General features: G+C 63.8%; 20 protein-coding genes. 6 read left to right on the forward strand and 14 right to left on the reverse strand.

The window, feature by feature from the left end; translation table 11 throughout:
- Positions 1-74 precede the first annotated feature (74 nt).
- From N792_RS02560 to N792_RS02590, 7 genes are all read right to left on the reverse strand, one after another.
- Positions 75-518: a hypothetical protein gene (locus tag N792_RS02560; RefSeq protein ID WP_036192543.1), complete on the reverse strand. Its 444-nt coding sequence runs from the start codon at positions 516-518 to the stop codon at positions 75-77.
- Positions 515-2,452, reverse strand: a complete 1,938-nt coding sequence (locus tag N792_RS02565) for a DUF262 domain-containing protein (protein ID WP_052103339.1) — start codon at positions 2,450-2,452, stop codon at positions 515-517. The genes N792_RS02560 and N792_RS02565 overlap by 4 nt, the downstream gene beginning before the upstream one ends.
- Before the next feature lie 12 nt (positions 2,453-2,464).
- Positions 2,465-5,230 (reverse strand): restriction endonuclease, encoded by a 2,766-nt coding sequence (locus N792_RS02570; protein WP_084105328.1) that lies wholly within the window; start codon positions 5,228-5,230, stop codon positions 2,465-2,467.
- Positions 5,214-7,214 carry a site-specific DNA-methyltransferase gene (locus N792_RS02575; protein WP_084105330.1) on the reverse strand — a complete coding sequence of 667 codons (2,001 nt, stop codon included), beginning with the start codon at positions 7,212-7,214 and terminating at the stop codon, positions 5,214-5,216. Before N792_RS02575 ends, N792_RS02570 begins: the two co-directional genes overlap by 17 nt.
- Before the next feature lie 459 nt (positions 7,215-7,673).
- Positions 7,674-8,378, reverse strand: a complete 705-nt coding sequence (locus tag N792_RS02580; RefSeq protein WP_036192544.1) for a hypothetical protein — start codon at positions 8,376-8,378, stop codon at positions 7,674-7,676.
- Between the two features lie 212 nt (positions 8,379-8,590).
- Entirely contained in the window at positions 8,591-9,229 is a 639-nt protein-coding gene (locus tag N792_RS02585; RefSeq protein WP_036192545.1) for a helix-turn-helix domain-containing protein, read from the reverse strand.
- Between the two features lie 9 nt (positions 9,230-9,238).
- Positions 9,239-10,768, reverse strand: a complete 1,530-nt coding sequence (locus N792_RS02590) for a tyrosine-type recombinase/integrase (protein WP_052103341.1) — start codon at positions 10,766-10,768, stop codon at positions 9,239-9,241.
- Between the two features lie 192 nt (positions 10,769-10,960).
- Here N792_RS02590 and mutS point away from each other — a divergent pair, with 192 nt between their 5' ends.
- Together mutS and N792_RS02600 are read left to right on the forward strand one after the other, a co-directional pair.
- Positions 10,961-13,522: a DNA mismatch repair protein MutS gene (gene mutS / locus N792_RS02595; protein WP_036192546.1), complete on the forward strand. Its 2,562-nt coding sequence runs from the start codon at positions 10,961-10,963 to the stop codon at positions 13,520-13,522.
- 118 nt (positions 13,523-13,640) lie between these two features.
- Entirely contained in the window at positions 13,641-14,237 is a 597-nt protein-coding gene (locus N792_RS02600; RefSeq protein ID WP_036192886.1) for a DUF937 domain-containing protein, read from the forward strand.
- Positions 14,238-14,343: 106 nt separating this feature from the next.
- On the opposite strand, the gene N792_RS02605 is transcribed toward N792_RS02600, so the two are convergent.
- The 6 genes from N792_RS02605 to ffh form a co-directional block, all read right to left on the reverse strand.
- Positions 14,344-14,763 carry an RNA-binding S4 domain-containing protein gene (locus N792_RS02605; RefSeq protein WP_052103343.1) on the reverse strand — a complete coding sequence of 140 codons (420 nt, stop codon included), beginning with the start codon at positions 14,761-14,763 and terminating at the stop codon, positions 14,344-14,346.
- Between the two features lie 169 nt (positions 14,764-14,932).
- Positions 14,933-15,358, reverse strand: a complete 426-nt coding sequence (rplS, locus tag N792_RS02610; protein ID WP_036192548.1) for a 50S ribosomal protein L19 — start codon at positions 15,356-15,358, stop codon at positions 14,933-14,935.
- A 207-nt stretch (positions 15,359-15,565) separates the two neighbouring features.
- The gene (gene trmD, locus N792_RS02615; protein ID WP_036192549.1) at positions 15,566-16,309 is read right to left on the reverse strand and encodes a tRNA (guanosine(37)-N1)-methyltransferase TrmD; all 744 of its coding nucleotides are present in this window, start codon (positions 16,307-16,309) and stop codon (positions 15,566-15,568) included.
- 4 nt (positions 16,310-16,313) lie between these two features.
- The gene (gene rimM / locus N792_RS02620) at positions 16,314-16,829 is read right to left on the reverse strand and encodes a ribosome maturation factor RimM (protein WP_036192550.1); all 516 of its coding nucleotides are present in this window, start codon (positions 16,827-16,829) and stop codon (positions 16,314-16,316) included.
- Positions 16,830-16,867: 38 nt separating this feature from the next.
- Positions 16,868-17,140, reverse strand: coding sequence for a 30S ribosomal protein S16 (rpsP, locus tag N792_RS02625; RefSeq protein ID WP_036192551.1), 273 nt, complete (start codon positions 17,138-17,140; stop codon positions 16,868-16,870).
- A gap of 93 nt (positions 17,141-17,233) precedes the next feature.
- Positions 17,234-18,598 carry a signal recognition particle protein gene (gene ffh, locus N792_RS02630; protein WP_036192552.1) on the reverse strand — a complete coding sequence of 455 codons (1,365 nt, stop codon included), beginning with the start codon at positions 18,596-18,598 and terminating at the stop codon, positions 17,234-17,236.
- A gap of 118 nt (positions 18,599-18,716) precedes the next feature.
- Between ffh and modA the strand changes: the two genes are divergently transcribed.
- The 4 genes from modA to N792_RS02650 are packed head-to-tail and all read left to right on the forward strand — an operon-like array spanning position 18,717 to position 22,402.
- Positions 18,717-19,469: a molybdate ABC transporter substrate-binding protein gene (modA, locus tag N792_RS02635; RefSeq protein ID WP_036192553.1), complete on the forward strand. Its 753-nt coding sequence runs from the start codon at positions 18,717-18,719 to the stop codon at positions 19,467-19,469.
- A 45-nt stretch (positions 19,470-19,514) separates the two neighbouring features.
- On the forward strand, positions 19,515-20,189 hold the full coding sequence (modB, locus tag N792_RS02640) for a molybdate ABC transporter permease subunit (RefSeq protein WP_036192554.1): 675 nt from the start codon (positions 19,515-19,517) through the stop codon (positions 20,187-20,189).
- On the forward strand, positions 20,182-21,282 hold the full coding sequence (modC, locus tag N792_RS02645; RefSeq protein WP_052103344.1) for a molybdenum ABC transporter ATP-binding protein: 1,101 nt from the start codon (positions 20,182-20,184) through the stop codon (positions 21,280-21,282). Before modB ends, modC begins: the two co-directional genes overlap by 8 nt.
- A 55-nt stretch (positions 21,283-21,337) precedes the next feature.
- A complete protein-coding gene (locus N792_RS02650) occupies positions 21,338-22,402 on the forward strand; it encodes a tellurite resistance/C4-dicarboxylate transporter family protein (RefSeq protein WP_036192555.1) in 1,065 nt (354 codons plus the stop codon).
- A 102-nt stretch (positions 22,403-22,504) separates the two neighbouring features.
- Here N792_RS02650 and N792_RS02655 read toward each other — a convergent pair whose 3' ends face one another.
- A complete protein-coding gene (locus N792_RS02655) occupies positions 22,505-23,830 on the reverse strand; it encodes an MFS transporter (RefSeq protein WP_036192556.1) in 1,326 nt (441 codons plus the stop codon).
- Positions 23,831-23,878 lie beyond the last annotated feature (48 nt).

Here is a 23,878-nt window from a genome sequence, read left to right on the forward strand (position 1 = left end):
GCCCCCTTCACGGCGCCAACCGTATCAACGGTCAGGCAATCCTCCGATCTGACTTCTTTATTGGGTGTAGGTGGCTAGCGACAGGATCGGTGTGGCTTCGCGTCTGGGACCAACCCGTCAGCCCGAGCCTGCAATTCCTGTAGGAGATTTCCGAATTCGCCACCAGGCTTGAACGCGGGCACAAGCGTTCCCGCGCTCATCGCCGATCCCTTGGGGTGCGCCTGGGCGCAGAACAAGTTGGCGAACAAGACCGCTTCAACCATCTGCCTCTTGGTCCAGTCACCATCGGACCAGTGGGCCGCCAAGCTGTCCAGGGCACCCATCGCTTCCTTGCCAGTGAGGTATTGCGCCGCGGTCAGCACGGTCCACTGCAATCCCACTTCACGGCGGAGCAGCGCGCCGGCTTCCTTGCCGTCCAGCTTCTCATCGCGGACCTCGAGCAACACCTTGGCCGCGATCAATGCCTTGCCAAGCGGCGGCAGCTTGCTCTTCTTCTTCGGGAGCGGGTTGTGCCTCACGCCGTCTCCTTCGCCAACTCGACGTCCAGATCATCAGCATGATGCAAAGCGGACGGCTTGGACGCCGGCCAGATTTTCAGCAGTTGTCCAAACAGGTGCTCAGTGCGCTTCCGGATTGCCTCTTCGTGCCACTCGTCTGCCTCGGGGCCATGGAAGTAGCGCGTCAAGTTCATCTTGGAATATTTCAGTAGCTCAGGGCGCTTGTTGGCCCAGGCTGCATTCTGTAACGACGAATTAAACTTGCCAGTGATCAGGGTCAGGTTGCCCAAGGTGTTCAGCATGACACTACGACGAACCATGGCCTTTTGCTCGGTCATCAGATCGACCTTGGCCTCATCTGGCAACGGCCAATGGGTGAGCCAGGTCTGCGGCATCACATGCTCAATGGTGAGCTTTGTCGGCATCGCGATCGCTTCACTCTTGCTGGACATGGAGAAAGCATCCAGGGCTTCTAGCACGGCACGCACCTTCTTCTGCGCCAAGCGGCCATAAAGCTCCTGCTCAAATACGGCCGTGAGTAATTCCTCATCGGTCGGGAACTTGGTGCTCTCGCCAGTGCCCTTGCCAAGCTGCTCGGCCACCGCGGCCGCTGATACGCCACCGGCCTTCTCCACGGCCTTGATCAGATCCACGAACAGGCGGTTGTAGTTCTTGGTCGTGTAGTTGGTGATCAGTCGTCGCATCAGGAAGCTTTCCAGCACGCCTAATATCTTGTCGAATTCGTCCTTATCGTCTGGCATCAAGCTGGCATAGGCATACAGGAGGAACGGGTAGACCGTTGCCGTGTCCACCGCTTCGAGCCGCCGCAGGAAAAGCGCCAGAGAGTCATGGTCTTTCGGCTCGTAAAACGCCTGGAACACATCCCCGAACTGAGCTAACTGCTGGATATGTGCAGCGGGCGTTGTCGGGACAGGAATGCTGGCGTTCGGATCAGCCTCAGCGCTCTCTACAAAGCTCTTGTAAGCATTGAACAGGTGCGTGGACTTCACCTCATCTCGCGTCATCATCGAGAGGTAGTGATTGATGAAGAGATCAATTCGGGGGCGGTAGATGCGACCTTGCTGGACTGGCTCACGCCAGAACTTGCTGTCGAAACGCTCCCAATGCTTGGCATACAGCTTTTCGACGTCCTTCTCGGTTGCCCCCGCCACACTCGCCGCCTTGCGAAACAGGTAGTTCTTGATGAGGTCCGCCGGCAAGAGTTCAGTTCCACGGGCATTGAGCGTTTCGAAGATGACCTGAGTTTCGTCGCCGGCAGTGAGATTGATCACGACGAGCTGCAGCCCGTCTTGCACTACGAGCCAGATGCATTCCAGGCGGTCTTCAAGGGTCGTTTCGGACAGCGCCTCGGCATCAGACTCGTCATCCAGCTTACCGGCTGCCCAATTAGCCAGGCGCTTGCTGAAATAGCGGTAGGCTCCAACGATGTTGCTGGCGTGCAGGTCAGGTTTGCCCTTAACCGCCTGCTCAACCTCCGCGTCGGATGCGGATTCACAGACCAACCTGAAAGCAGGGCGGTCGGAATTGGTAGGGAGAAGCTTGAACTTCTCCTCCTCGGTCTCAGCACGGTTGGCCGCGTTTTCGATCAGGCCAGTGAAGCGCCCAGCAAACTTCTCGGCCCCCTTCCCGGCGCACAGGTTGCGAGCGGCCATGAGGAAGACTTGGAGCGTAGTGAAGCGCTGCTGGCCATCGATGACCATTCGGGTCTCAATGGATCCGGCCGGGTTGGGCACTTGTTCCAGCACGATGGCACCCATGAAATGCGGGTGCGCCTTACCGGTCCGAAGTCGCTTATCCAGGAGCGACTGGATGTCTTCCCAAAGCGGCTCCCAGTTCTCCTTCTCATCCCAAACATAGGGCCGCTGGAACAGTGGCACCTGGTAGAACTTGTTGCCGTCAAATAGCGCATCGAGCTGGTGCGTTTTTGCGTCCATGTTCCCCCCTTATCAAGCTGTTGCGATGCGCAACCCGTCTTTGTCCGTGGTGTAGTTGAAGTCCACCTCGCCGTTTGGCGCCACTTCGAAATGCTTGGCGGCAAAGCGGATACGCATGGCCTCGTCCCATTCCAGATCGGCAAGGTTCAACGTCCCTTTCGTTTCACGCACCAGATACAAGCGCTCCGTTCCATTCTCATCGCACACAATCGCCCAGTCGGGCGAGTATTCGCCCACCGGAGTTCGAACCTTGAACCGTCGCGGCAACTTGGTGAAGAACTTGATCCGATCGGTGTCGTTCTCCAACTGCTCGGCAAAGTGCCGTTCTACGTGGCTGTCGTAATCCACATGATCGAACAGGTTCACTCCGCCATCCGGAGCTGGTGCCACTCCTGATGGTGGGGCCGGCTTGCCAGGCTCTGCCTTCGGCACGCTCTTGGACTCCACTTCCAGGAACACCACGTTGGCATCCCACCAAGTCAGCTCGTCCATCGGCTCGTAGGTGATGTTCTGCACCATCTGTTCGATAACGACGACACGGATGGCCTGGGCCACCACGCGAGCCCAACGGTCCGGGTCATCAATGACCCCAGCCTTCTTGTCATCGGGAATGGCTTGGAGGATTGCAACCACAGTGGGCCGGGTCAGCTGCAACGGAAACTTGCCGTAGAGCAACTGGTCTTCGATCAACTGAACAACATTGGGCACCCGCTGCCCAACCAGGATGATCCGCTCGCCTGCACCCTCGCTTACGGAACTGTCCTCGGTGACTACCAAGCCGTTGTCGTCGTAGACCAGCTCCGCGGACTGCACGACATTGGCTCGCCGCTTGATGAATTTCAGATCGTCTAGGTGCTCGGACGCCGCCACTGCTTCGACTAGCGTTGGCGTGTCAACCGAGACTCGGTAGACGGCTCGATAGCGAATGCGGTTCCAAAGCTCGCTGAATTCAGGGCTGGCGAACATCGCCGGGCGACGCCTGATCACAACCTCCGAGTCCGCGTCTTCGACATCGGGTTCAGTGCCGGTCTTTCCACCCGCCGCGATGTATTCCGCGTTGAGACCCTTGCGGAACTCCGCAAACGACTCATCAACCACCAAGGTCAGACGATTGAGTGAGGGGTCGACAACACGGTTGCCGTCCTTATCCACCGGGAGCCGCAGCCCGCGACCAATCTGCTGGCGCCGCTCCGTGTCGGATCGCGTGTGACGCAGGAAGCCGATCTGGAACACATTCGGGTTGTCCCAACCTTCACGCAGCGCCGAGTGGGAGAAGATGAAGGCCCTCGGGTTCGCCCTGTCTAGCAGCAGTTCCTTGTGCTCGATGATCTCCTTGTAGGCTCTGGCTTCGAACTCCGCATCCGATGCCAAGCCACCCTTCGTGTCCTTCAAGATGCCTGTCTTGGTGGAAGGAAAGTATGAGACCCGAAGCTCCGCAGGATCGGGCAGCTGCTCTTGCGGCAGGTTCGCCCTCGCCCACTCCTCCCGGAAAATGCTGTCGAACATGTCCGGCAATGGCGCATCGGCGCCCACGTAGTCGGCCACGCGCTCGACGAAGAACAGAGACAAGACCTTGACGCTCTCTCCTGCTGCATCAATCGTTGCTTGGCGCGCAAGATGCACGCGGATCGTCTGGCGAACCTGATCGCGCCAGGTCGCGAGCTGATCCACTCCCGTCTCCTGCCCCACCTTCATGGCGAACCCGTTCTCAAACTCCACCCGATCGGGCTTTCGCAGGATGTTGTCGACCGTCAGGCCGCGGTATTGCGCCAACTGACCGGACTCATCGAACAGATCAGTTCCCACCTGAGCCACAATCTCGGTGCGTTCCGATCCGTCCTTGGCGGCCTTCTCAATCATCAAGGTGGCAAACAGCTTCTTGCTCTTGCTCGCGACCTTCTTGAGGTGCAGATAGGGCTTGCCGTCCGAACCCGCCACCACGCCTTTCACGGCTACGCGCTTGACTAAACCCATCTCCGCCGCCTTCTTGGCACTCAGGCGATGAACGAGGTTGAACGGCTCCTTGTGCGTCGCGCTGTATCGCAGCGCCACCAGCGGGTTGAGTGTTGCGATGGCTCTCTTACGCAGAGGCGTTGCCATGTTCTGCGGCTCGTCGATCAGAACGACGGGGCGTGCATTGGCGATCTGCTTGATCCCCGAGATCGACTCACCCCAGATGCGCGCCTGCTCAGGCGACGCGTAGAGCGTGTTGCTATCGGGCTTGTCCAAGCCTTGAATGCTGGCCACCAGAAATTGGACGGTGCTGGACGGGTCAACGAAGTCGTCCACCGCCCGGCTCTCGCCCATCGTGCTCCAGCTGTAAGGCAGGCTCGGGAACTTGCTGCGGAAGTGATCAAAGGTCTGTTCTAAGGTCTTCAACGCTCCCGCGCGAATGGCTACCGAGTGGACCAGGATGACGAACTTTCGCAACCCGTAGGCTTCGGCGAGACGCAAAGCCGTGGCGATGTAGACATAGGTCTTGCCCGTCCCCGTCTCCATTTCCACCGAGAGATTGGGGAACTCACGATCCATATCCAACAGATCCTGCTCGACCAGCAGCTCGAGAGCATCCTGCGTGTCGACATCCTCCCTTGCCGTCACCGCCTTGAGGTTCTCAGCCAGCAGCTTGCGATTGAGCTGGAAGCCATCGTGGCCTTCCGCTCCTGCTGCCACGCCAGCAACCACATTGGGCGGGGGTAGCAATGCGCCCTCAAACAGGTCCACCACCGCATCGATGGCCGCCGCTTGGTGGGGCTGATCGTCAAAGCGAAACTTCACGAGCCACCCTTTCCAGCAAGATCAGCTTGGAGCGAAGGCGGGGCGCAAGCGTCAAGGTAACCGCGTTGTCCACCTTGTCACCTCGCAAGATTAGGGTGTCGCCGTCCTTCAAGCCGATGTGCGTTGCCGTATCCAGGGTGAAAGCATCCTGGCAGATGAAGAGCCTGCCAGCAGTAGATGGCTCGGCATCGAAGGGACTGAACTCGTAGACCGCCACGCCCTCATGCTCATGCTTGGACACGCGCGCATCGAGCCGGGTGTTCGTGGCCTTCAAGGCCACCTCCCAAGCAACCGCGACCGCGTCAGCACCTTCCTTTACCGGTGGCTCGGAAGCGTGAGCCAACATCATCGTCAGCTGCTCGGCGGCGTCCTGTCCTTCTTTGGCAACGACTTGCTTCTCGATGATCAGATTGGTTTCGCGTGTCCGGAACAAGCGGAAGCCAAGTCCCTCGCCAAGTTGCGCAGCGGCCCGGCGAAGGCGCTCGGCCGTGATCTCAAAAATTGTTTCGTAGCCGGCTTCTAGCGCGTTTTTCCCAGTCTCGGTCGACGCATCAGGCCGCTCGGGTCGCTGCACCAGGATCCACCGCCTGGTGTTCCCGTCCTTCGGGTTTTGCTCCCACACCGCCTGGCCCGAAGAGCCTGAACCTGCGAAGAAGTCGAGGATCAGGTCGCCGTCAGTGGTGATGGCGTGGAACAACCGGGCAAGCACGTCCGTGCTCTTGGGGTCGTCGAACACTTTCCCGCCCATGAGCGTCTTCAAAGCCGACGATGCAGCGCGACGGTCGCGATACAACACGGATGCTGGCGCCCATTCCTCATGCTCCTTCAAATAGCGCTTGACCTGGATACGCATGTCTTTCGTAGCGGGATAGACCAAGCGATCGTCGTCATGCAGGCGCTGCATTTCCTTCTCTTCATAGCGCCAACCGTTGTCAGGGATGGAATAGCCCTTCCACTCGAACATCAAGTTGGGTCGTGGGTTAGGGCTCGCGATATCCCCCGGGAAGAACGCGCCCCGTTCGTCGATGACGCAGTAATGGGCGTGCGCCTTGGAGGGGTCCTCATCCGCAAGGTCTTTGAACCAATTTTTGAGTTCTGTCGTGGCCGCGGCGTAGTCCTCGCCGTGCTTGGCCATGAGCTCATCGACCTTGGAGTAGATCGGCTCCAAGCCTTCCTTGTGTTCGCGCCATCGGATGTCTTTCTCGCGCAGATACGCTCGATCTCGCGCGTAAGCCAAGATGTAGTCTTGGCCACCGCCCATGAGCTTGGCGTCACCTTTGCGCGCACCGCGCCAAGTGATCATGTCCACGAAGTTCTCGGCACCGAACACCGCGTCCAACAGCAAGCGAAGGTGATGAACTTCGTTGTTGTCGATTGACGCCAGGAACACGCCGTCCCGGCGCAACAGGTGTCGCGCCACCGCAAGCCGGGCTGACATCATCGTGAGCCACGGCGCGTGCTTGCGCCCCCCACGCTCTTGCTTGGCGGTCGTCGCCTGACCCTGTTCGTCGGCCTGACCCGTGGCAATCAGGTATTCACGCTCAGGCACGGAGAAGTCGTCGTTGTAGGTGAAGCTGTCGCCCGTGTTGTAAGGCGGGTCGATGTAGATCAGCTTCACCGCACCGGCGTAGCCATTCTTCAAGAGCTTCAAGACTTGAAGGTTGTCGCCCTCGATCAGAACATCCCCCGCCTCGCCCCACTTGACCGACGCGTCCGGATCCGGCACCAGTGTCGCGGTGGTCGGCGCCCGACCTTCGCTGCGGGCTTGGTCCATGCCCGGCCAGATAAAGGAGAACGACTGGGAGGCCTCACCCAGCCCAAGAGCGGTCAACAGCGCGCCCTGGTCGAGCTCGCCATCAGGGAAGGCTCCAGGGATCAGGTCTCGAAGTTGCGCGAGCAGGTCGGCCTGTCCGTCCGGCGTTTCACCAGGGACCCCAGATGCTTCGCTCTTCCCCTCATCTGTCTGCTGCTTCTTCTTGCTCATGCCGTCCCTATCAGTTGAATTACTCCCCGCGGGGCGCCTACGGCCCCTTGGGACCCCTCAATTCGGCCGGGGCCCTGCCCGAACCGACCTCGATTTTCGCCTACCTGACGCAATTAAGCATGCTGCAGCGTCGAACCACCCAAATCTGGGACGACTGCGGACTCTTGGGACCGACCAACGCTTCGAACAGAACGTCGAAGACCCAGAAGGGGCGTGTGCGCACACGCCCTTCCACTACATCTCCACATCAATCGTGTTGACGAGCTCGTTCTCCTCAAACACTTCGGCTTCCCGAACGTAATCCACCGCATCAACACATTCCCAGTGGACGGCATCGGCACCTTGGGACATCAACAAGTCCCGGATCTTCTCTTCGGCCTCGTCCAGTGTGTCGGCCTCAACCGCCCCCCAAGCCTGCTTCCACGATGGTCTGATGGACCCGAAATTCGAACGTCTTCATCACGCGGCCTCCTGCACAGCCGGGACTCGACGAACTCCCGCCACAGGAAGTTCCTGGCCTGATTGATCCAGGGCGAAGACCACCTCTTGAATGGCACCAGGAAACGCGATCATGACAAGCCCAAGCTGCATCATCGTCAGCAGCAAATCACACGGGTCGCCAGTGGATACATAGACACTCAACGCACCCAAGTCTTTCGGGCTTCGATTGACCCCATCCAATACGGCCAGCACCCTCGCGCCAGCGCCAGGCTTCGTTTCCAAGCAGCACACGTCCAACTGTCTTCCATTGTCGGCGAAACGCTTCTTGGACTGCTCTACCAGGCCACGTCGCTCCTTGCCGGTAAGGAACTGTCCAGGCAGACGGCAACGGTGCTGTTCAACCAAACGCTGATTGGCCTTCGCAAGAACGTCGCCATACGGGCCGTGAACGAGTGCGGCCAAGTTGTAAGCATCAACCGCCGCGTGAACTTCGCGACTTGAAGGATCAGGCGTTCCGATCGACACAAACAACGCCGGGTTTGCCGCGCACTGCAACTCAGGATCAAACACGCGCGCGGCCGTGGCGAAGTTGCCAAAGTTCGTGCTCGCGCCAAAGCTCACGAACTGGTGCATGGCCCAATCTGGCTCAAAAGGTGCGCTCGGGGTGCGACGAATGGCGTAGATGGCCTGTGCCAGATCGTTGATGGTTTCGTGCTTGCTCATTGGTAGTCTCCGTTAGGTTCGTCCAGCACACGATTGCGCTGGAACGGGGTGAACCCTACAGAGCCGCCAGTAGCAAGATCAAAGCTATGCCATTGGTTCTAAAGGCGTTTTTACGAACAGCTGCGATCATGTTCGACCGAGTGTGGACAAGCAATGACACTACGGCGGACGTGCGGTAGTCCGCATCCGACAAACGGAAAACAAGCCGATTCCTAGAGGCCGCGGCGCTCGCTATCGCGGGAAACTCCAGCGTTTTCAACGTCTAACGCGTCTCGATCGGCGGCCGATTGCACATCCGCTAGGGTGGTTTCCATGATCGACGCGAGCTTGGCTCGATAGGAACTGCGCAAGGATATGTCGATCCATCGCTCGCGCAACGCCTCATCCAAGCGCAAGAACTCGACCTCGCCTGAGGCCAGGATGGCCATCAAATCGTCGATGTCGCCGACATCGAACAGATGCCCCACCACGCGATTGCCCGCCATGATCCAAGGCTCATCGACCACCAGATCATCGAAAGCGTTGAACGCCCCGGTGAAGGTATCGAACGACCGATTGTTCGCACGCCAGGCATCCAGATCCACCTTGCGATAGCGGGTGTGCTGATTAACGGCATTGCTTCCCGTGGTGTTCGGGGTCTTTCCGCGCTCGGGACCCTTGCCCGCATCGATGGCGCGCTTGATGGTGCGCACGCTAACGCCCGTATAGATCGCGGCCTCGACACTATTGAAGTCGTCGTCCGCCTCCCGCTGGTGCAGCCGCCGGCGGACTACTTCCAGTTGCTCGGAAGTCAGCCGCTCGTATTCGGGCTTGGTCAGTCGCTTGGGGATCTCGTAGACGTCAATGGCCATGGATATAGCTCAGTGGCGCCTGGGCGACGCCTTCATGGGCTGGGTCGATGTTTCCACGGGCAGCAATCCCAGGGCAACCAGGGGGGCCGTGGAGAGCATCGCATGCTCGATCCGGGTCAACTCCTCCAAGATCCGGTCATAGGCCAGTTGCGGGTAGGACTCCGTGACATCCCGCAGGCTCCGGTGGTTGAGCAGCCGCTTGACCATGAGATACGAGCACATTTCCTCAGCCACCGTGGCGAAGGTCCGCCGCAGGTCGTGCGTGCGCAACTGCTCGATCCCACCAGTCTTCCTCAACCCCTGCAAGATCGCCTTGCTGTCCAGATAGTGCCCCTGCGCCGCCCGCTTGCTCCGCGCCGGGAACACCCACTCCAGCCCCTTGTCGCGCTCGTCGAACCGCAACTGCAGGATGCGTCGGGCAGCAGGTGCCAGCGGAAGCGTGTGGTTGAAGCGGTTCTTGGTATCAAAGAACTGCACCAAGCCACCTTTCAGATCCACCCACGAGCACGTCTTGGCAACGGTCGCATCGGCTGGCTTCCACCGCAACGGCGCCGCCTCGCCGCGTCGGGTGCCCCATAGCAGGGTCAGGAAGAGGTAGTCGCAGGCAGTCCGGTAGTTGGCGATCTTGCGCCGATCCCACAACGCATCGAGGAACCGCCCCAGCGACCCGTCGCGGATCTGCAAGGGATTGCGGGCATTGGTCAATGCGTAATGCTCTTCCAGTTCCTGGCGCGAGCGATACATCCCTTCTTCTCTGATGACGACGAAGGGATTGTGATGCAGCGACGGGGGGCGCTTTTGGTTGGCCGCCACCCGGTTCTCCTTGATGCAGCAGTAGTCCACCGCGCGCGTAACCCACCGGAAGGTGAGCTCGGCCGTGGTGATGGTCGGCGTGTCGTAGGCTTGGCTGTCGTGCTTGGCCCGCTTGGTGCCGTCCCGCAGCTTCCGCCTGCCAGCCTTCAAGGTCTCGAACGCCTCCTTGATCCGCTTCTCCCCCGCCAGATCGCCCACCTTGGTATCGGCCAGGTTGATCTCTGGCCGCTTGATCCGGTTCAACGCCTGCTCCAGGCCTCGCAGGCTGCTGTCTTTCGCCGGTCGGGACTTCTCCGTCAAGTAAGTGCGGTAGAGCGCGATGCACTCGGCCACGGTCATGTCCGCAACCTGCAACGAGTCTTCTTCCAGCACCTTGTTCTCGGCGGGGCTGCGGCCCGTCTCCACGATCTTGGCAAGCTCCTCCTTGGCCCGGGCTCGGGCGTCGGCCAGGGCCAGGTTGCGGGTGTTGCCAATCGTGGCCTTGATGACCCGCGACCCCACCCGCCGCTGCAAGATGTAGGACATGTTGGTGCGGTTCACGGCTACTCCAAAGCCCACGGGAGCGTCGCGGTCGATGTCGAACACCACATAGCGCTTTTCGTCGGTGTTCTCGTCAAAATCGACAATGGCACCCTTGTCGTTGGCTACCGGGATCTTCTGGAACGACAGGCGTTCCTTCACGATAGTGGCCGTGAGCTTGAGCTTGCGATTGAGCTTGCCGGCCATGTGTAGCTCCGTGAAATCGGTTCAGGAGCGAAAGATAACGTAGCTCCGAACACGGGAGCTACATTGGCCTGTCAAAAGTTGTGCAAAGATGTCCACACTCACCCTCACCCAGAGTCCGGAAATGGCGATAACTTGTTGAATAAAAAGACTCAGAGCAGCAGCGACAAGGGCTTGGAGACTCACACCCCGCTCATGCGCCAGTTTTTTGCGGCCAAGTCAGAACATCCCGACGTGCTGCTGTTCTTCCGCATGGGCGATTTCTACGAGCTGTTCTACGACGACGCCCGCAAGGCGGCACGGCTGCTGGACATCACCCTGACCCAGCGCGGCAACTCGGCCGGACAGCCGATCCCGATGGCCGGCGTGCCGCATCACGCGGCCGAGGGTTATCTGGCCCGGCTGGTGGCCCTGGGCGAATCGGTCGCGATCTGCGAGCAGATCGGCGACCCCGCCGCCAGCAAGGGCCTGGTCGAACGCAAGGTGGTGCGCATCGTCACCCCGGGCACGGTCACCGACGAGGCCCTGCTGAGCGAGCGCCGGGACACCTTGTTGGTGGCGCTCTCGCGCAACAGGCACGGCTACGGCATCGCCTGGGCCGATCTGGCCGGCGGCCGGTTCCTGGTCAACGAGGTGACCGGCGACGACGCCTTGGAAGCGGAATTGGCGCGGCTGGAACCGGCGGAAACCCTGTGCGCCGACGAGGAAGGCTGGCCGGCGTTCGTGTCCGAACGCAGCGGCCTGCGTCGGCGCGCGCCGTGGCTGTTCGATGCCGACAGCGGCCGCCGCCAATTGCTCAGGTTCTTCGGCCTGCACGACCTGTCGGGCTTCGGCCTGGACGGCAAACCACTGGCGATCTCCGCCGCCGCCGCCCTGCTCGGCTATGTCGAGGAGACCCAGAAGCAGCGCCTGCCGCACCTGACGTCCATCGCCGTGGAATCCGGCGACGGCGCGATCGCGATGAACGCCGCCACCCGCCGCCATCTCGAACTCGATTCGCGCATCGACGGCGACAGCAAGCACACCCTGCTCGGCGTGCTCGACTCCACCGTGACCCCGATGGGCGGTCGCCTGCTGCGACGCTGGCTGCATCGCCCGTTGCGCGACCAGACGGTACTGCGCCAGCGCCACCACGCGGTCGAGACGCTGATCGAATCGGCGGCCGGCGACGCTTCCGCCTCCAACGCGGAACAGGCGCTGCGCGAGCGTTTCCGCGCGCTCGGCGACCTGGAACGCATCCTCACCCGCATCGCGTTGCGCAGCGCCCGCCCGCGCGACCTGTCGACCCTGCGCGATGGCCTCGGCCTGCTGCCGGGCCTGCGTGGCGTGCTGGCGCCGCTGGATTCGCCCCTGCTCAACGCGCTGACCGCCGAGTTGGGCGAACACGACGAACACGCGCACCTGCTGCAGTCCGCGATCGTCGACCAGCCACCGGTGCTGGCCCGCGATGGCGGTGTGTTCAGCGAAGGCTACGACACGGAGCTCGACGAGCTGCGCGCGCTGTCGACCACGGCCGACCAGTTCCTGGTCGATCTGGAAACCCGCGAGCGCCAGGCCAGCGGCATCCCGACCCTGAAGGTCGGCTACAACCGCGTGCACGGCTATTACCTGGAAGTCAGCAAGGCCCACGCGGCCAAGGCACCGACCCATTACACCCGCCGCCAGACCCTCACCAACGCCGAGCGTTACATCACCGAGGAGCTCAAGACCTTCGAGGACAAGGTGCTGTCGGCGCGCGAGCGCTCGCTGGCGCGCGAGCGGTTGCTGTACGAGCAACTGCTCGACCAGCTCGGCGGACGGCTTGAGCCGCTGAAACGTTGCGCCGCCGCGCTGGCCGAGCTCGACGTGCTGGCCTGCCTGGCCGAACGCGCGCAGGCGCTGGACTGGTCGCGCCCGGAGCTGTCCGACGAGGCCGGCATCCACATCGAGCGCGGTCGCCACCCGGTCGTGGAAGCGGTGCGCAGCGAGCCGTTCGAACCCAACGACCTGGTCCTGCACGAGGATCGACGGATGCTGGTCATCACCGGCCCGAACATGGGCGGAAAGAGCACCTACATGCGGCAAAACGCGCTGATCGTGCTGCTCGCCCACATCGGCAGCTTCGTGCCCGTGTCGCGTGCGGTGATCGGCCCGATCGACCGCATCCTGACCCGGATCGGCGCCGGCGACGACCTCGCGCGCGGCCAGTCGACCTTCATGGTCGAGATGAGCGAGACCAGCTACATCCTGCATCACGCCACCGGGCAGTCGCTGGTGCTGATGGACGAGATCGGCCGCGGCACCTCGACCTACGACGGCCTCGCGCTGGCCGAGGCCTGCGCGCGCCACCTCGCCGGCAGCAACCGCTCCCACACCCTGTTCGCGACCCATTATTTCGAACTGACTACCCTCGCCGAGCCCGGCAGCGGCATCGCCAACGTGCATCTGGACGCAGTCGAGCACGGCGAGTCACTGGTGTTCATGCACGCAGTGAAGGACGGCCCGGCCAACCGCAGCTACGGCCTGCAGGTGGCCGCGCTGGCCGGGCTGCCGAAATCGGTGATCAGCCAGGCACGTGGCCGGCTGGCGGAACTGGAGCAGGAAAGCCGCGACGCGCCAAAGCCCGCGATGTCCGCCGACGCGCTCGACCAGCCCCAGCAGATCGGCCTGTTTGCACCCCGCTCTGCCGCGCTGGACGCGCTGGCAGCGCTGGACCCCGACGAACTCACGCCCAGGCAGGCACTGGAAGCGCTGTACCGGATCAAGGCACTGGGGTAAGCCGGAACCGCAAGAGCCGACCTCTTTCGCCAACGATGTCTTTCACCGGGAAGACAGACGCCACCGCCCGCGTTTGCCGCTAGGATCAATCCTCCCGACGACCGTGATGGATCCCGACATGACCTCGCTCACCAACGATCTCCTGCAGCAGTTGCAGGGCCAACCGATGGCCCAGTTGAGCCAGCGACTCGGGCTCAGCCCCGAGCAGACCTCCGGTGCGGTATCGGCCGCACTGCCCCTGCTGATGGGTGCCCTGGGCCGCAACGCCAGCCAGCCGCAAGGCGCGCAACAGCTCCTGGGCGCACTGCAGCGCGATCACAGCGGGCTCGATCTCGGCAGTGTGCTGGGCGCCGTGATGAGCGGTGGGGGCAGCGGCGGCGACATCCTCGGCCACGTGCTCGGCGCGCGACAGCAGACCGCTGCGCAGGGGCTGGGCGCCGCCACCGGACTGGATGGCGACCGTGCCGGTGCGCTGTTGAAGATGCTCGCACCGCTGGTGATGGCGTTCCTCGCCAAGCAGATGAGTGGTGGCGGTGCAGATGCGACCCCGCAGGCGCTCGGCGGCCTGCTGGGGCAGGAACAGCAGCAGATCCGCCAGCAGGGCGGCATCGGTGGCGGCCTGCTCGGCGCGGTGCTCGATCAGGACGGCGACGGCGTGACCGGTCTGTCAGACCTGCTGAAGATCGGCGGCTCGCTGTTCGGCGGAAAGCGCTGACCCCCTTGCTCTTGCAGGCGCTCTTGCAGGAGTCCAAACAGGAAAGCTCTGGTGGAACGCACATCGACGGGAGGCCATCGACGCAGCCTCCCCCGATACGCCTGCCCTACAGCGCGTCGATATCGCCCAGAGCCCGGATCAGCCGCCGGGCACGCTTGTCCGGCTTGGTCCTGGGCGCTTCATAACCGGTACGCGCGGCCGCGCGCAGAGCCCGGGCTTCGTCCCGGGCCAGCCGCGATGCCTCGGATTCCTCATACAGCCCCTGCGCCACAACGGCCGCCCCGCGTTTGGCACTCAGCGCCAGCACCGTCACCAGGAACGTCTCCTCGGCCCGCGTGATCTTCAACGCGTCACCGACCTTCACCGCGCGCGAAGCCTTGGCGCGCTGGCCATCCACCTCGATCTTGCCGGTCTCGATCGCCTGCTTCGACAGCGCCCGGTTCTTGTAGAACCTCGCGGCCCACAACCACAGGTCGAGGCGCACCGTGGCGGTCGTTGTTGTTGCGGAAGAAGCGGACCGGGTCATTGCAGGCAGTACATATCAGGACGGAAGCAGAACGAAGTATCGCCCCGCAGATGGCACGCGGCACGACAAATACGGGGGCCGGAATGCAGGAAAGCCACCCGGAGGTGGCTTTCCTGTCGCTGGATCAACAGCGCCCGGGCAAAAGCCCCGAGCGGAAGCCGATCCGGAATTACTTGGCGGCTTCGGTCGCGGCAGCAGCGGCAGCCTTCGCCTCGGCCTTGAACTTGGCCGCTCCGGCGAGATCTTCCTTGATGCGCGCCTTCTTGCCTTCCAGACCGCGCAGGTAGTACAGCTTGCCCGCACGGACCTTGCCGCGGCGCTTGACTTCGACCGAGTCGATGACCGCGCTGTGCGACTGGAACACGCGCTCGACGCCGAAGCCGTGGGAGATCTTGCGCACGGTGAATGCGGAATTCAGGCCGCTGTTCTTCTTCGCGATGACCACGCCTTCATAGGCCTGGACGCGCTCGCGCGTACCTTCCTTGACCTTGACGTTGACGACGATGGTGTCGCCGGGGCCGAAAGCAGGCAGTTCGCGAACGATCTGCTCGGATTCGAAGTTCTGCAGCAGCGTGTGGATCGAGGGCTTGTTCATGGGTGCGGCCTGTTGGAGTAGTTGTAGCGCGAGTGCACGTGGACCCGCGTCTGGCGTGATTGCAGCTAAGCGAGGAATTATAGCGGGAAATCCGCCGGCAAAGCCAATCCCGGAATGCACCCTACGCACCGCGGTCGAATGTAGGGTGCATTGGCAAATGCACCATTGCCGCCATGCAAGTCACTTCGATGCACGCATGCGCCCGCCTTACCCGTGGCGGCCAGCACCTTTCACACCGGCAAGAAACTGCCGATCGGCGGGTGAAAGATCGACCCCGTCCAGCAGCTCGGGGCGCCGCCGCAAGGTCCGCTCCAATGATTGCTGTCGCCGCCAGCGGGCGATTTCCGCGTGATTGCCGGACATCAGCACCGGCGGCACGGCGCCCAGTTCGTGCTCGACCGGGCGGGTGTAATGGGGGCAGTCCAGCAGGCCGTTCTCGAAGCTGTCCTGGGCCGCCGAATCGGCATCGTTCAACGCGCCTTCCTGCAACCGCGCCACCGCATCGATGATCACCGCCGCGCCCAGTTCACCACCGGACAACACGTAGTCGCCGATCGAGATTTCCTCGTCGACCTCGGCTTCGACCAGACGCTCGTCGATGCCTTCGTACCGGCCGCACAGCAGCAGGATGCGCCCGCGCTCGGCCAGCTCGTGCACCTTGGCTTGCGTCAGCGGGGCGCCCTGCGGAGTCAGGTAGATCGTCCGGACGGGCGCCGGGTCGGCGTCGCGGGCGGCGCGAAGGGCGGCGCGCAGCGGATCGATCAGCATCACCATGCCCGGGCCGCCGCCGAACGGGCGGTCATCGACCCGGCGGTAGCTGCCTTCGGCATGGTCTCGCGGGTTCCAGCCGTGCACGGACAACAGCCCGCGCTCGATCGCCCGCCCGGTCACGCCAAAGGCGGCGCACTGGGCGATGAAATCGGGGAACAGGCTGATGACATCGATGCGCACGCGACTAGAACTCGGGGTCCCAATCAACGGTGACGATGCCGGCCTCCAGATCGACCGCAGTGATGTACTGGGGCTGCACGAACGGGATCATGCGCTCGCGCTCGGCATCACGGGCGACCAGCACGTCATTGGCGCCGGTGGAAAACAGGTGCGAGACGGTGCCCAGGTCGGCACCTTCGACGGTGACCACGCGCAGGCCTTCCAGATCGGCCCAATAGAACTCGCCCGGACGAGCCGGCGGCAGGGCGCTGCGCGGGGCGTAGATCTCCAGGCCCTTCAAGGCCTCGGCGGCATCGCGATCGGTGGCGTCGGGAAACACGGCCACCACGTGCTTGCCGCTTTCACGGCCCTGCACGCCAGTGACCGTCCGCTCGTTGCCTTGGGCATCGCGCAGCGTCCAGGGCTGGTAGCGGAAGATCGCGGAGCGCGGCTCGGTCCACGACTCGAGCCGGACCTCGCCACGCAAACCAAGGGCACCAAGCACCCTGCCAAGGAGGATGCGGTGCCCGGAGTCGTTCATCATGAAAAGGCCGCGCGGCAGGGCGCGCGGCCAGTCACTCAGGCAGCAGTCGCAGCCGGCGCGTCGGCCGACTTCAACGCTTCCTTGTAGAGCATGGCGACCTTGTCGGTCAGCTGCGCGCCGTTGCCCACCCAGTGCTGGACGCGCTCGGTGTTCAGCTCGATGCGCTTCTCGCCGCCGGTGGCGACCGGGTTGTAGTAACCGACCCGCTCGATGTTGCGGCCGTTACGGGCGCTGCGGCTGTCGGTGACGATGATGTGGTAGAAGGGGCGCTTCTTGGCGCCGCCGCGGGCCAGTCGAATCTTGACCATGGTCTGTTGTGTCCTGTGTTGCCCAGTCGCCGGAATGGCGAGGTAAGCCGCCAATTATATAGGGATTTGTGCCTGAGGGAAGCCTTGGGCACGCTAGAACGGCATACCCCCGCGGCCGCCCATCATTCCCTTCATGCCGCGCATCATGCCTTTCATGCCGCCGCGGCCGAGCTTGCCCATCATCTTTTCCATCTGCTGATACTGCTTCATCAGCTTGTTGACTTCCGCCGGGCTGGTGCCCGAGCCGCGGGCGATGCGGGCGCGGCGCGAGCCGTTCAGCAGCGCGGGGTTGCGGCGCTCCTTCTTGGTCATCGAGTTGATGATCGCCACCAGCCGCGGGACTTCCTTGCCGGTCACCTGGGCCTTCACCGAATCCGGGATCTGCCCCATGCCGGGCAGCTTCTCCATCAGGCTGCTGATGCCGCCCATGCTTTGCATCTGTTCGAGCTGGTCGCGCATGTCTTCCAGGTTGAACTTCTTGCCCTTGGCGACCTTGTCGGCCAGCTTCTGGGCCTTGTCCTGGTCGACCTGCTGCTCGACCTGCTCGACCAGCGACAGCACGTCACCCATGTCGAGGATGCGGCTGGCGACGCGATCGGGGTGGAACACATCCAGGCCGTCGGGCTTCTCGCTGACGCCGATGAACTTGATCGGCTTGCCGGTGATGTAGCGCACGCTCAGGGCCGCACCGCCGCGGGCATCACCGTCGGTCTTGGTCAGCACCACGCCGGTCAGCGGCAGTGCCTCGCCGAAGGCCTTGGCGGTGACCGCGGCGTCCTGGCCGGTCATCGAGTCGACCACGAACAGGGTCTCGGCCGGATTCACGGCGGCATGCAGCGCCTTGATCTCGGCCATCATCGCGTCGTCGATCGCGAGGCGGCCGGCGGTATCGACGATCAGTACATCGGCGAACGACTTGCGTGCATCGTCGATCGCGGCGCGCACGATCGCTTCGGGTTTCTGGTCGGCGCTGGACGGGAAGAACAGCACGCCGACCTGCTCCGCCAGGGTCTTGAGCTGCTCGATCGCGGCCGGGCGGTAGACGTCGGCGCTGACCACCATGACCTTCTTCTTGCGCTTGTCCTTCAGGTGTTTGGCGAGCTTGGCCACGGTGGTGGTCTTGCCCGCGCCCTGCAGGCCGGCCATCAGGATCACCGCCGGCGCGGGCACGTTGAGGTTCAGGTCGGTCGCCTGCGAACCCATCACCGCGGTCAGCTCGTCGCGCACGACCTTGATCAGCGCCTGGCCCGGGGTCAGCGACTTCAGCACTTCCTGGCCGACAGCGCGCACCTTGATGCGCTCGATCAGTGCCTGCACCACCGGCAACGCGACGTCGGCTTCCAGCAGCGCGATACGCACCTCGCGCAGCGACTCGCGGATGTTCTCCTCGGACAGGCGGCCGCGGCCGCGCAGGCGCTCGATGGTGCCGGACAGGCGCTGGGTCAGGGATTCGAACATGCGAAGTGCCACCAGGGGCGGTCAGTAGAGGGGTCGCAGAGTATAGCCGGCTGGCCCTGGTGGGCAGGCAGGCACTGGCGGAAACGCTACAATTCCGCCTCGCCCTATAACGAAGCCTATGACGCGTCGCGGACTGATATCCCTGCTGTTGGCAACACTGCTGTTGGCCGTGTCACCGGCCCGTGCGGGGCAGGCACGCATCGCGGTGGCCTCCAACTTCGGCGAGGTCGCCCGGCTGCTGGCGGATGACTACAGCCGTCGGTCCGGTCATGCCATCCAGGTCAGTACCGCGTCCACCGGCAAGCTGTATGCGCAGATCGGCCATGGCGCGCCGTTCGACATCCTGCTGTCCGCCGATGACACCACACCGCTGAAGCTGGTCCGCGAGGGCCTGGCGATCGAGGCGTCGCTGTACGACTACGCCACCGGGCGGCTGGTGCTGTGGAGTCGCCGGCCGGAACTGGTGCGCGACGGCGAGGCGCTGCTGCGTGCAGGCACGTTCAACAAGCTGGCGATCGCCAACCCGGAGCTGGCCCCGTATGGGGCGGCGGCACGCGAACTGCTGACGCGGCTCGGCCGCTGGGACGCTCTGCAACCGAAGCTGGTGCTGGGCGAGAACGTCGGCCAGGCGATGCAGTTCGCCTTCACCGCCAATGCCGATGTCGGGCTGCTGCCGCGCTCGCTGGCGATGGAAGCGGAGAAGAAAGTCGGCGGCTCGTCCTGGCTGGTGCCGCAGGAACAGTACCGGCCGATCGTGCAAAGTGCGGTGCTGCTGTCGCGGGCAAGGGACAACGCCGCCGCCGTCGGGTTCCTGCAGTACCTGCGCGGTGACGCGGCACGTGCCGTCATCCGCGCCCATGGCTATGACTAGCGGAATCCCCGGAAGCAGAGCTCGCGGGACAGGAGCCTGTGGGACATGAGTCCGCTGTGGCCCGCAATCCTCGTCACCGCCCGGCTTGCCGGCCTGACGACCTTGATCCTGCTGGTGCTGGGCATGCCGCTGGCGTGGTGGCTGGCGCGCACCCGCTCGGCGTGGCGGGTACCGATCGGCGCCGTGGTGGCGTTGCCGATGGTGCTGCCGCCGACCGTGCTCGGCTTCTACCTGCTGCTCGGCATGGGCCCGCACGGGCCACTGGGACAACTCACCGGCGCGCTCGGGCTGGGCACGCTGGCCTTCACCTTCGAAGGGCTGTTGCTGGCCTCGGTGCTGTATTCGCTGCCGTTCGTGGTGCACCCGCTGCAGGCCGGATTCGCCGGCATCGATGCGGCGGTGCTCGACGCGGCCGCGACCTTGCGTGCATCGCCGCTGGACCGCTTCGTCAGCGTGGTGCTGCCGTTGTCGCGCCCGGCACTGGTCACCGCCACCCTGCTCGGGTTTGCGCACACGGTGGGCGAGTTCGGCGTGGTGCTGATGGTCGGCGGCAATATCGAAGGCGAGACGCGGGTGCTGTCGGTGCTGCTGTACGACCAGGTCGAGGCGATGGCTTATGGCGATGCACATCTGCTGGCGGGCGGCTTGCTGCTGTTCTCGTTCTTGGCCCTGTTGCTGATGCAGCGCATGGGCAGACGCACGGTACTGGCCCATGAGTGACGAGCGTCAGACGGATACCGGAACGGGGATCGAGATCGAGCTGCAGCATCGCCGCGGCAACTTCTCGCTGGACGTTGCGCTTCACCTGCCGGCCGACGGGGTCAGCGTGGTGTTCGGTCCATCGGGCTGCGGCAAGAGCACCTTGTTACGTGCGATCGCCGGGCTGGAACCGGAGGCACGCGGGATCGTGCGGTTGAGGGATGAGGTCTGGCAGGACGAGCACCATCGCCTACCCGCGCACCAGCGCCGGGGCGGCGTGGTGTTCCAGCACGCGGCCTTGCTGCCGCACCTGTCAGTACTCGACAACCTGCGCTACGGCTGGCGGCGTGCGGGCGGGACGGCGGCCTTGCTGGAAGAGTGGATCGACAAGCTTGAGCTCGCCCCCCTGCTTGCACGCCGTGCCGCGACCCTATCGGGCGGCGAGCAGCAGCGCGTGGCGTTGGCCCGCGCACTGGTATCACGGCCGCAATGGCTGCTGTTGGACGAGCCGCTCAGCGCACTGGATGGGGCGCGACGTGCGGAAATCCTGCCGTACCTGGAAGCCATCAAGCGCGATGCCGGCATCCCGATGCTGTACGTCACCCACTCGGTGGAGGAAGTGGCCCGGCTGGCCGATCATCTGGTGCTGCTGGATGCCGGACGGGTCACCGCCAGCGGCGCGGCGCTGGACGTGCTCAACCGACCCGACCTGCCCCTGGCGCTGCGCGAGGACGCCGGCGTGGTGTTGGAAGCCCGGGCATGCCACCAGGACGAGCATGGGCTGATCGAACTGGACACTCCCGCTGGCAGGCTGCATGCCCATGCTCCGGCCGCACGGGTGGGACACCGCCCCGGCACGCCACTGCGGGTACGCATACAGGCCCGCGATGTCAGCCTGGCCCTGCAGGCGCACACCGACACCAGCCTGCTCAACCTGCTGCCGGCGACCATCACCGCCCTGTCGCCGCTACCGGGCGGGCAGGTGCAGATCCGCCTGGATGCCGGCGGCCAACTGCTGTTGGCGCGGGTATCGCACCGCTCGGTCGAACGGCTCGACCTGCGACCGGGACTGCAGCTGTGGGCCCAGATCAAGGCGGTCGCGCTGCTGGTGTGACGGTATCGGTTCTGATCCACTGGATGCGGACACCCCGCAGGCCTACGGAGGCTGCATGCCCCACCGAGTGACGCAACACGCTGGACTGGCCGGCCTCTCGCCGGCGTATTTCGGCATGGTCATGGCCACCGGCATCGTCTCGCTGGCGGCGTCGATGCAGGGCCTGCCGCGGTTGGCGAACGTCCTGTTCGCACTCAATGTCGCCATGTACGCCACCCTGTGGGTGCTGTATCTGATCCGCCTGTGGCGGCATCGTGACGCATTCCTGCAGGATCTGGGCGACCACCTGCGCGGCGCCGGTTTCTTCACCACGGTCGCCGCCAGCAGCGTGCTGGGAGCACAGTTCCTGCTGCTGGGAAACCAGCTGCAGATGGCGGTCATGCTGTGGGGGCTGGCGGTCGCGTTGTGGCTGCTGCTGACCTACACGATCTTCACCATCCTCACCGTCAAGGAGGACAAGCCGCCGCTGGATCAGGGCATCAACGGCGGCTGGCTGCTGGCGGTGGTCGCCACCCAGTCGCTGGCCGTGCTCAGCGCCCTGCTGGCCGCGCGCATCGACCAGCCATGGAAACTGGAGCTGAACTTCTTCGCGCTGTCGATGTGGCTCTGGGGCGGGATGCTCTACATCTGGATGATGGCGCTGATCTTCTACCGCTACGCCTTTTTCCGGTTCCAGCCGGGCGATCTGTCGCCGCCGTACTGGATCAACATGGGCGCGATGGCGATCTCGACCCTGGCCGGCGCGCTGCTGGTGCACAACGCGCCGGACGCGCCGTTCCTGCGGTCGCTGCTGCCCTTCATCAAGGGCTTCACGATTTTCTATTGGGCCACCGGCACCTGGTGGATCCCGATGCTGGTGGTGCTGGCCGTCTGGCGGCATGTCTACAAGCGCTACCCGCTGCGGTACGACCCGTTGTACTGGGGTGCGGTGTTCCCGCTGGGCATGTATTCGGCATGCACGCACGAGCTGGCGCGGGTGATGGATCTGCCGTTCCTGGAGCCGCTGCCGACGGTGTTCCTCGGCGTGGCCCTGCTGGCGTGGCTGGGCGCCTTTACCGGTGCGATGCGGCAGGCCGTGCGGGTCGTGATCACGTCAGCCACCAACCCGGCCTGGAAGTAAATCCAGGCCGGTTCGCGCCGTCCGCCGCTACCAGCGCGCGATGACTGAATAGATGCGGCAAACGGCACGCCGCCGCCAAACGCTGATCCCGGCGCGCTGCACTCAGCCGCGGACCCGGTCCAGCGCCACGGCGTCGATGATTTCCGGCAGGTCGGTCTGGCCATCGATCTGCGGGAAGCTGCGACGCTCCATGCGGCGGATCGCGAAGTGCATCCATGCCAGCGCTCCGGCCACCAGCAGGAACAGCAGCATGAAACAGCTGCTCCAGATGCCGGTCAGGTCGTTCAGGGCGCCAAAGGTGATCGGCAGGACGAACCCGCCCAGCCCGCCGATCATGCCCACCACGCCACCGACCGCGCCGACGTGATGCGGGTAATAGGCCGGGATGTGCTTGTACACGGCGGCCTTGCCGAGCGACATGAAGAACCCCAGCACGAACACCAGCACGGTGAACGGCACCACGCCGATCGCCAGCCGGAAGCTGATGTCGCCCTCGATGCCCTTCACCACGTACTGGGTGTCCGGGTAGGCCAGCAGGAAGGTGCACACCACCGACACGCCGAAGGTCCAGTACATCACTGTGCGTGCGCCGAGCTTGTCCGACATCCAGCCGCCGACGATGCGGAACAGGCTGGCCGGAATCGAGTAGCACGCGGCCAGCAGTCCGGCGGTTTTCAGATCGAGTTCATAGGCTCCCATCAGATAGCGCGGCAGCCACAATGCCAGCGCCACGAACGCACCGAACACGAAGAAGTAGTACAGCGAAAAACGCCACACCTGCAGGTTCTTCAGCGGCGCCATCTGCTCCCGGAACGGCATCGGCTTGACGCCACTTTTGCGGCGCTCGGCTAGCGACGGGTCGTCGTCCGTCAACAGGTAGAACACCACGGCCACCACCGCCAGCCCCACCGCCCAGACCTTGGCGACCATCATCCAGCCGAATGCGACCATCACCAGCGGGGCCAGCAGCTTGGTCACCGCCGAGCCGATGTTTCCGGCACCGAAGATGCCCAGTGCGGTGCCCTGCCGGTTGGCCGGGAACCACTTGGACACGTAGGCCACGCCGACCGAGAACGAGCCGCCGGAGATGCCCACGAACAGGGCCGCAACCAGGAACTGCGGGTAGGTCTCCGCGTACGTCAGCATCCAGGTGGCGGCGGCGCCACATAGCATGACCAACGCGAGCACCCGCCGACCGCCGAACTGGTCGGCCCAGATCCCCAGGAACACCCGAATCACCGACCCGGTGAGCACCGGAGTGGCGATCAGCAATCCGAACTGGGTGTCGTTGAGCCCGAGCTGCTCCTTGATCTGGATGCCGATGATCGAAAAGATCATCCACACCGCGAAACAGGTGGTGAAGGCGAACGTGCTGAGCCACAGGGCCCGCTGCTGTTGTCCGCTGGATATCAGGGAGAGGTCTTGCATGCTGATGCTTCCGGTAGGTAGAAAAAGCCGGCGACCCGATGGCAGCCG

It is taken from the genome of Lysobacter concretionis Ko07 = DSM 16239 (assembly GCF_000768345.1).
GTDB lineage: Bacteria > Pseudomonadota > Gammaproteobacteria > Xanthomonadales > Xanthomonadaceae > Novilysobacter > Novilysobacter concretionis.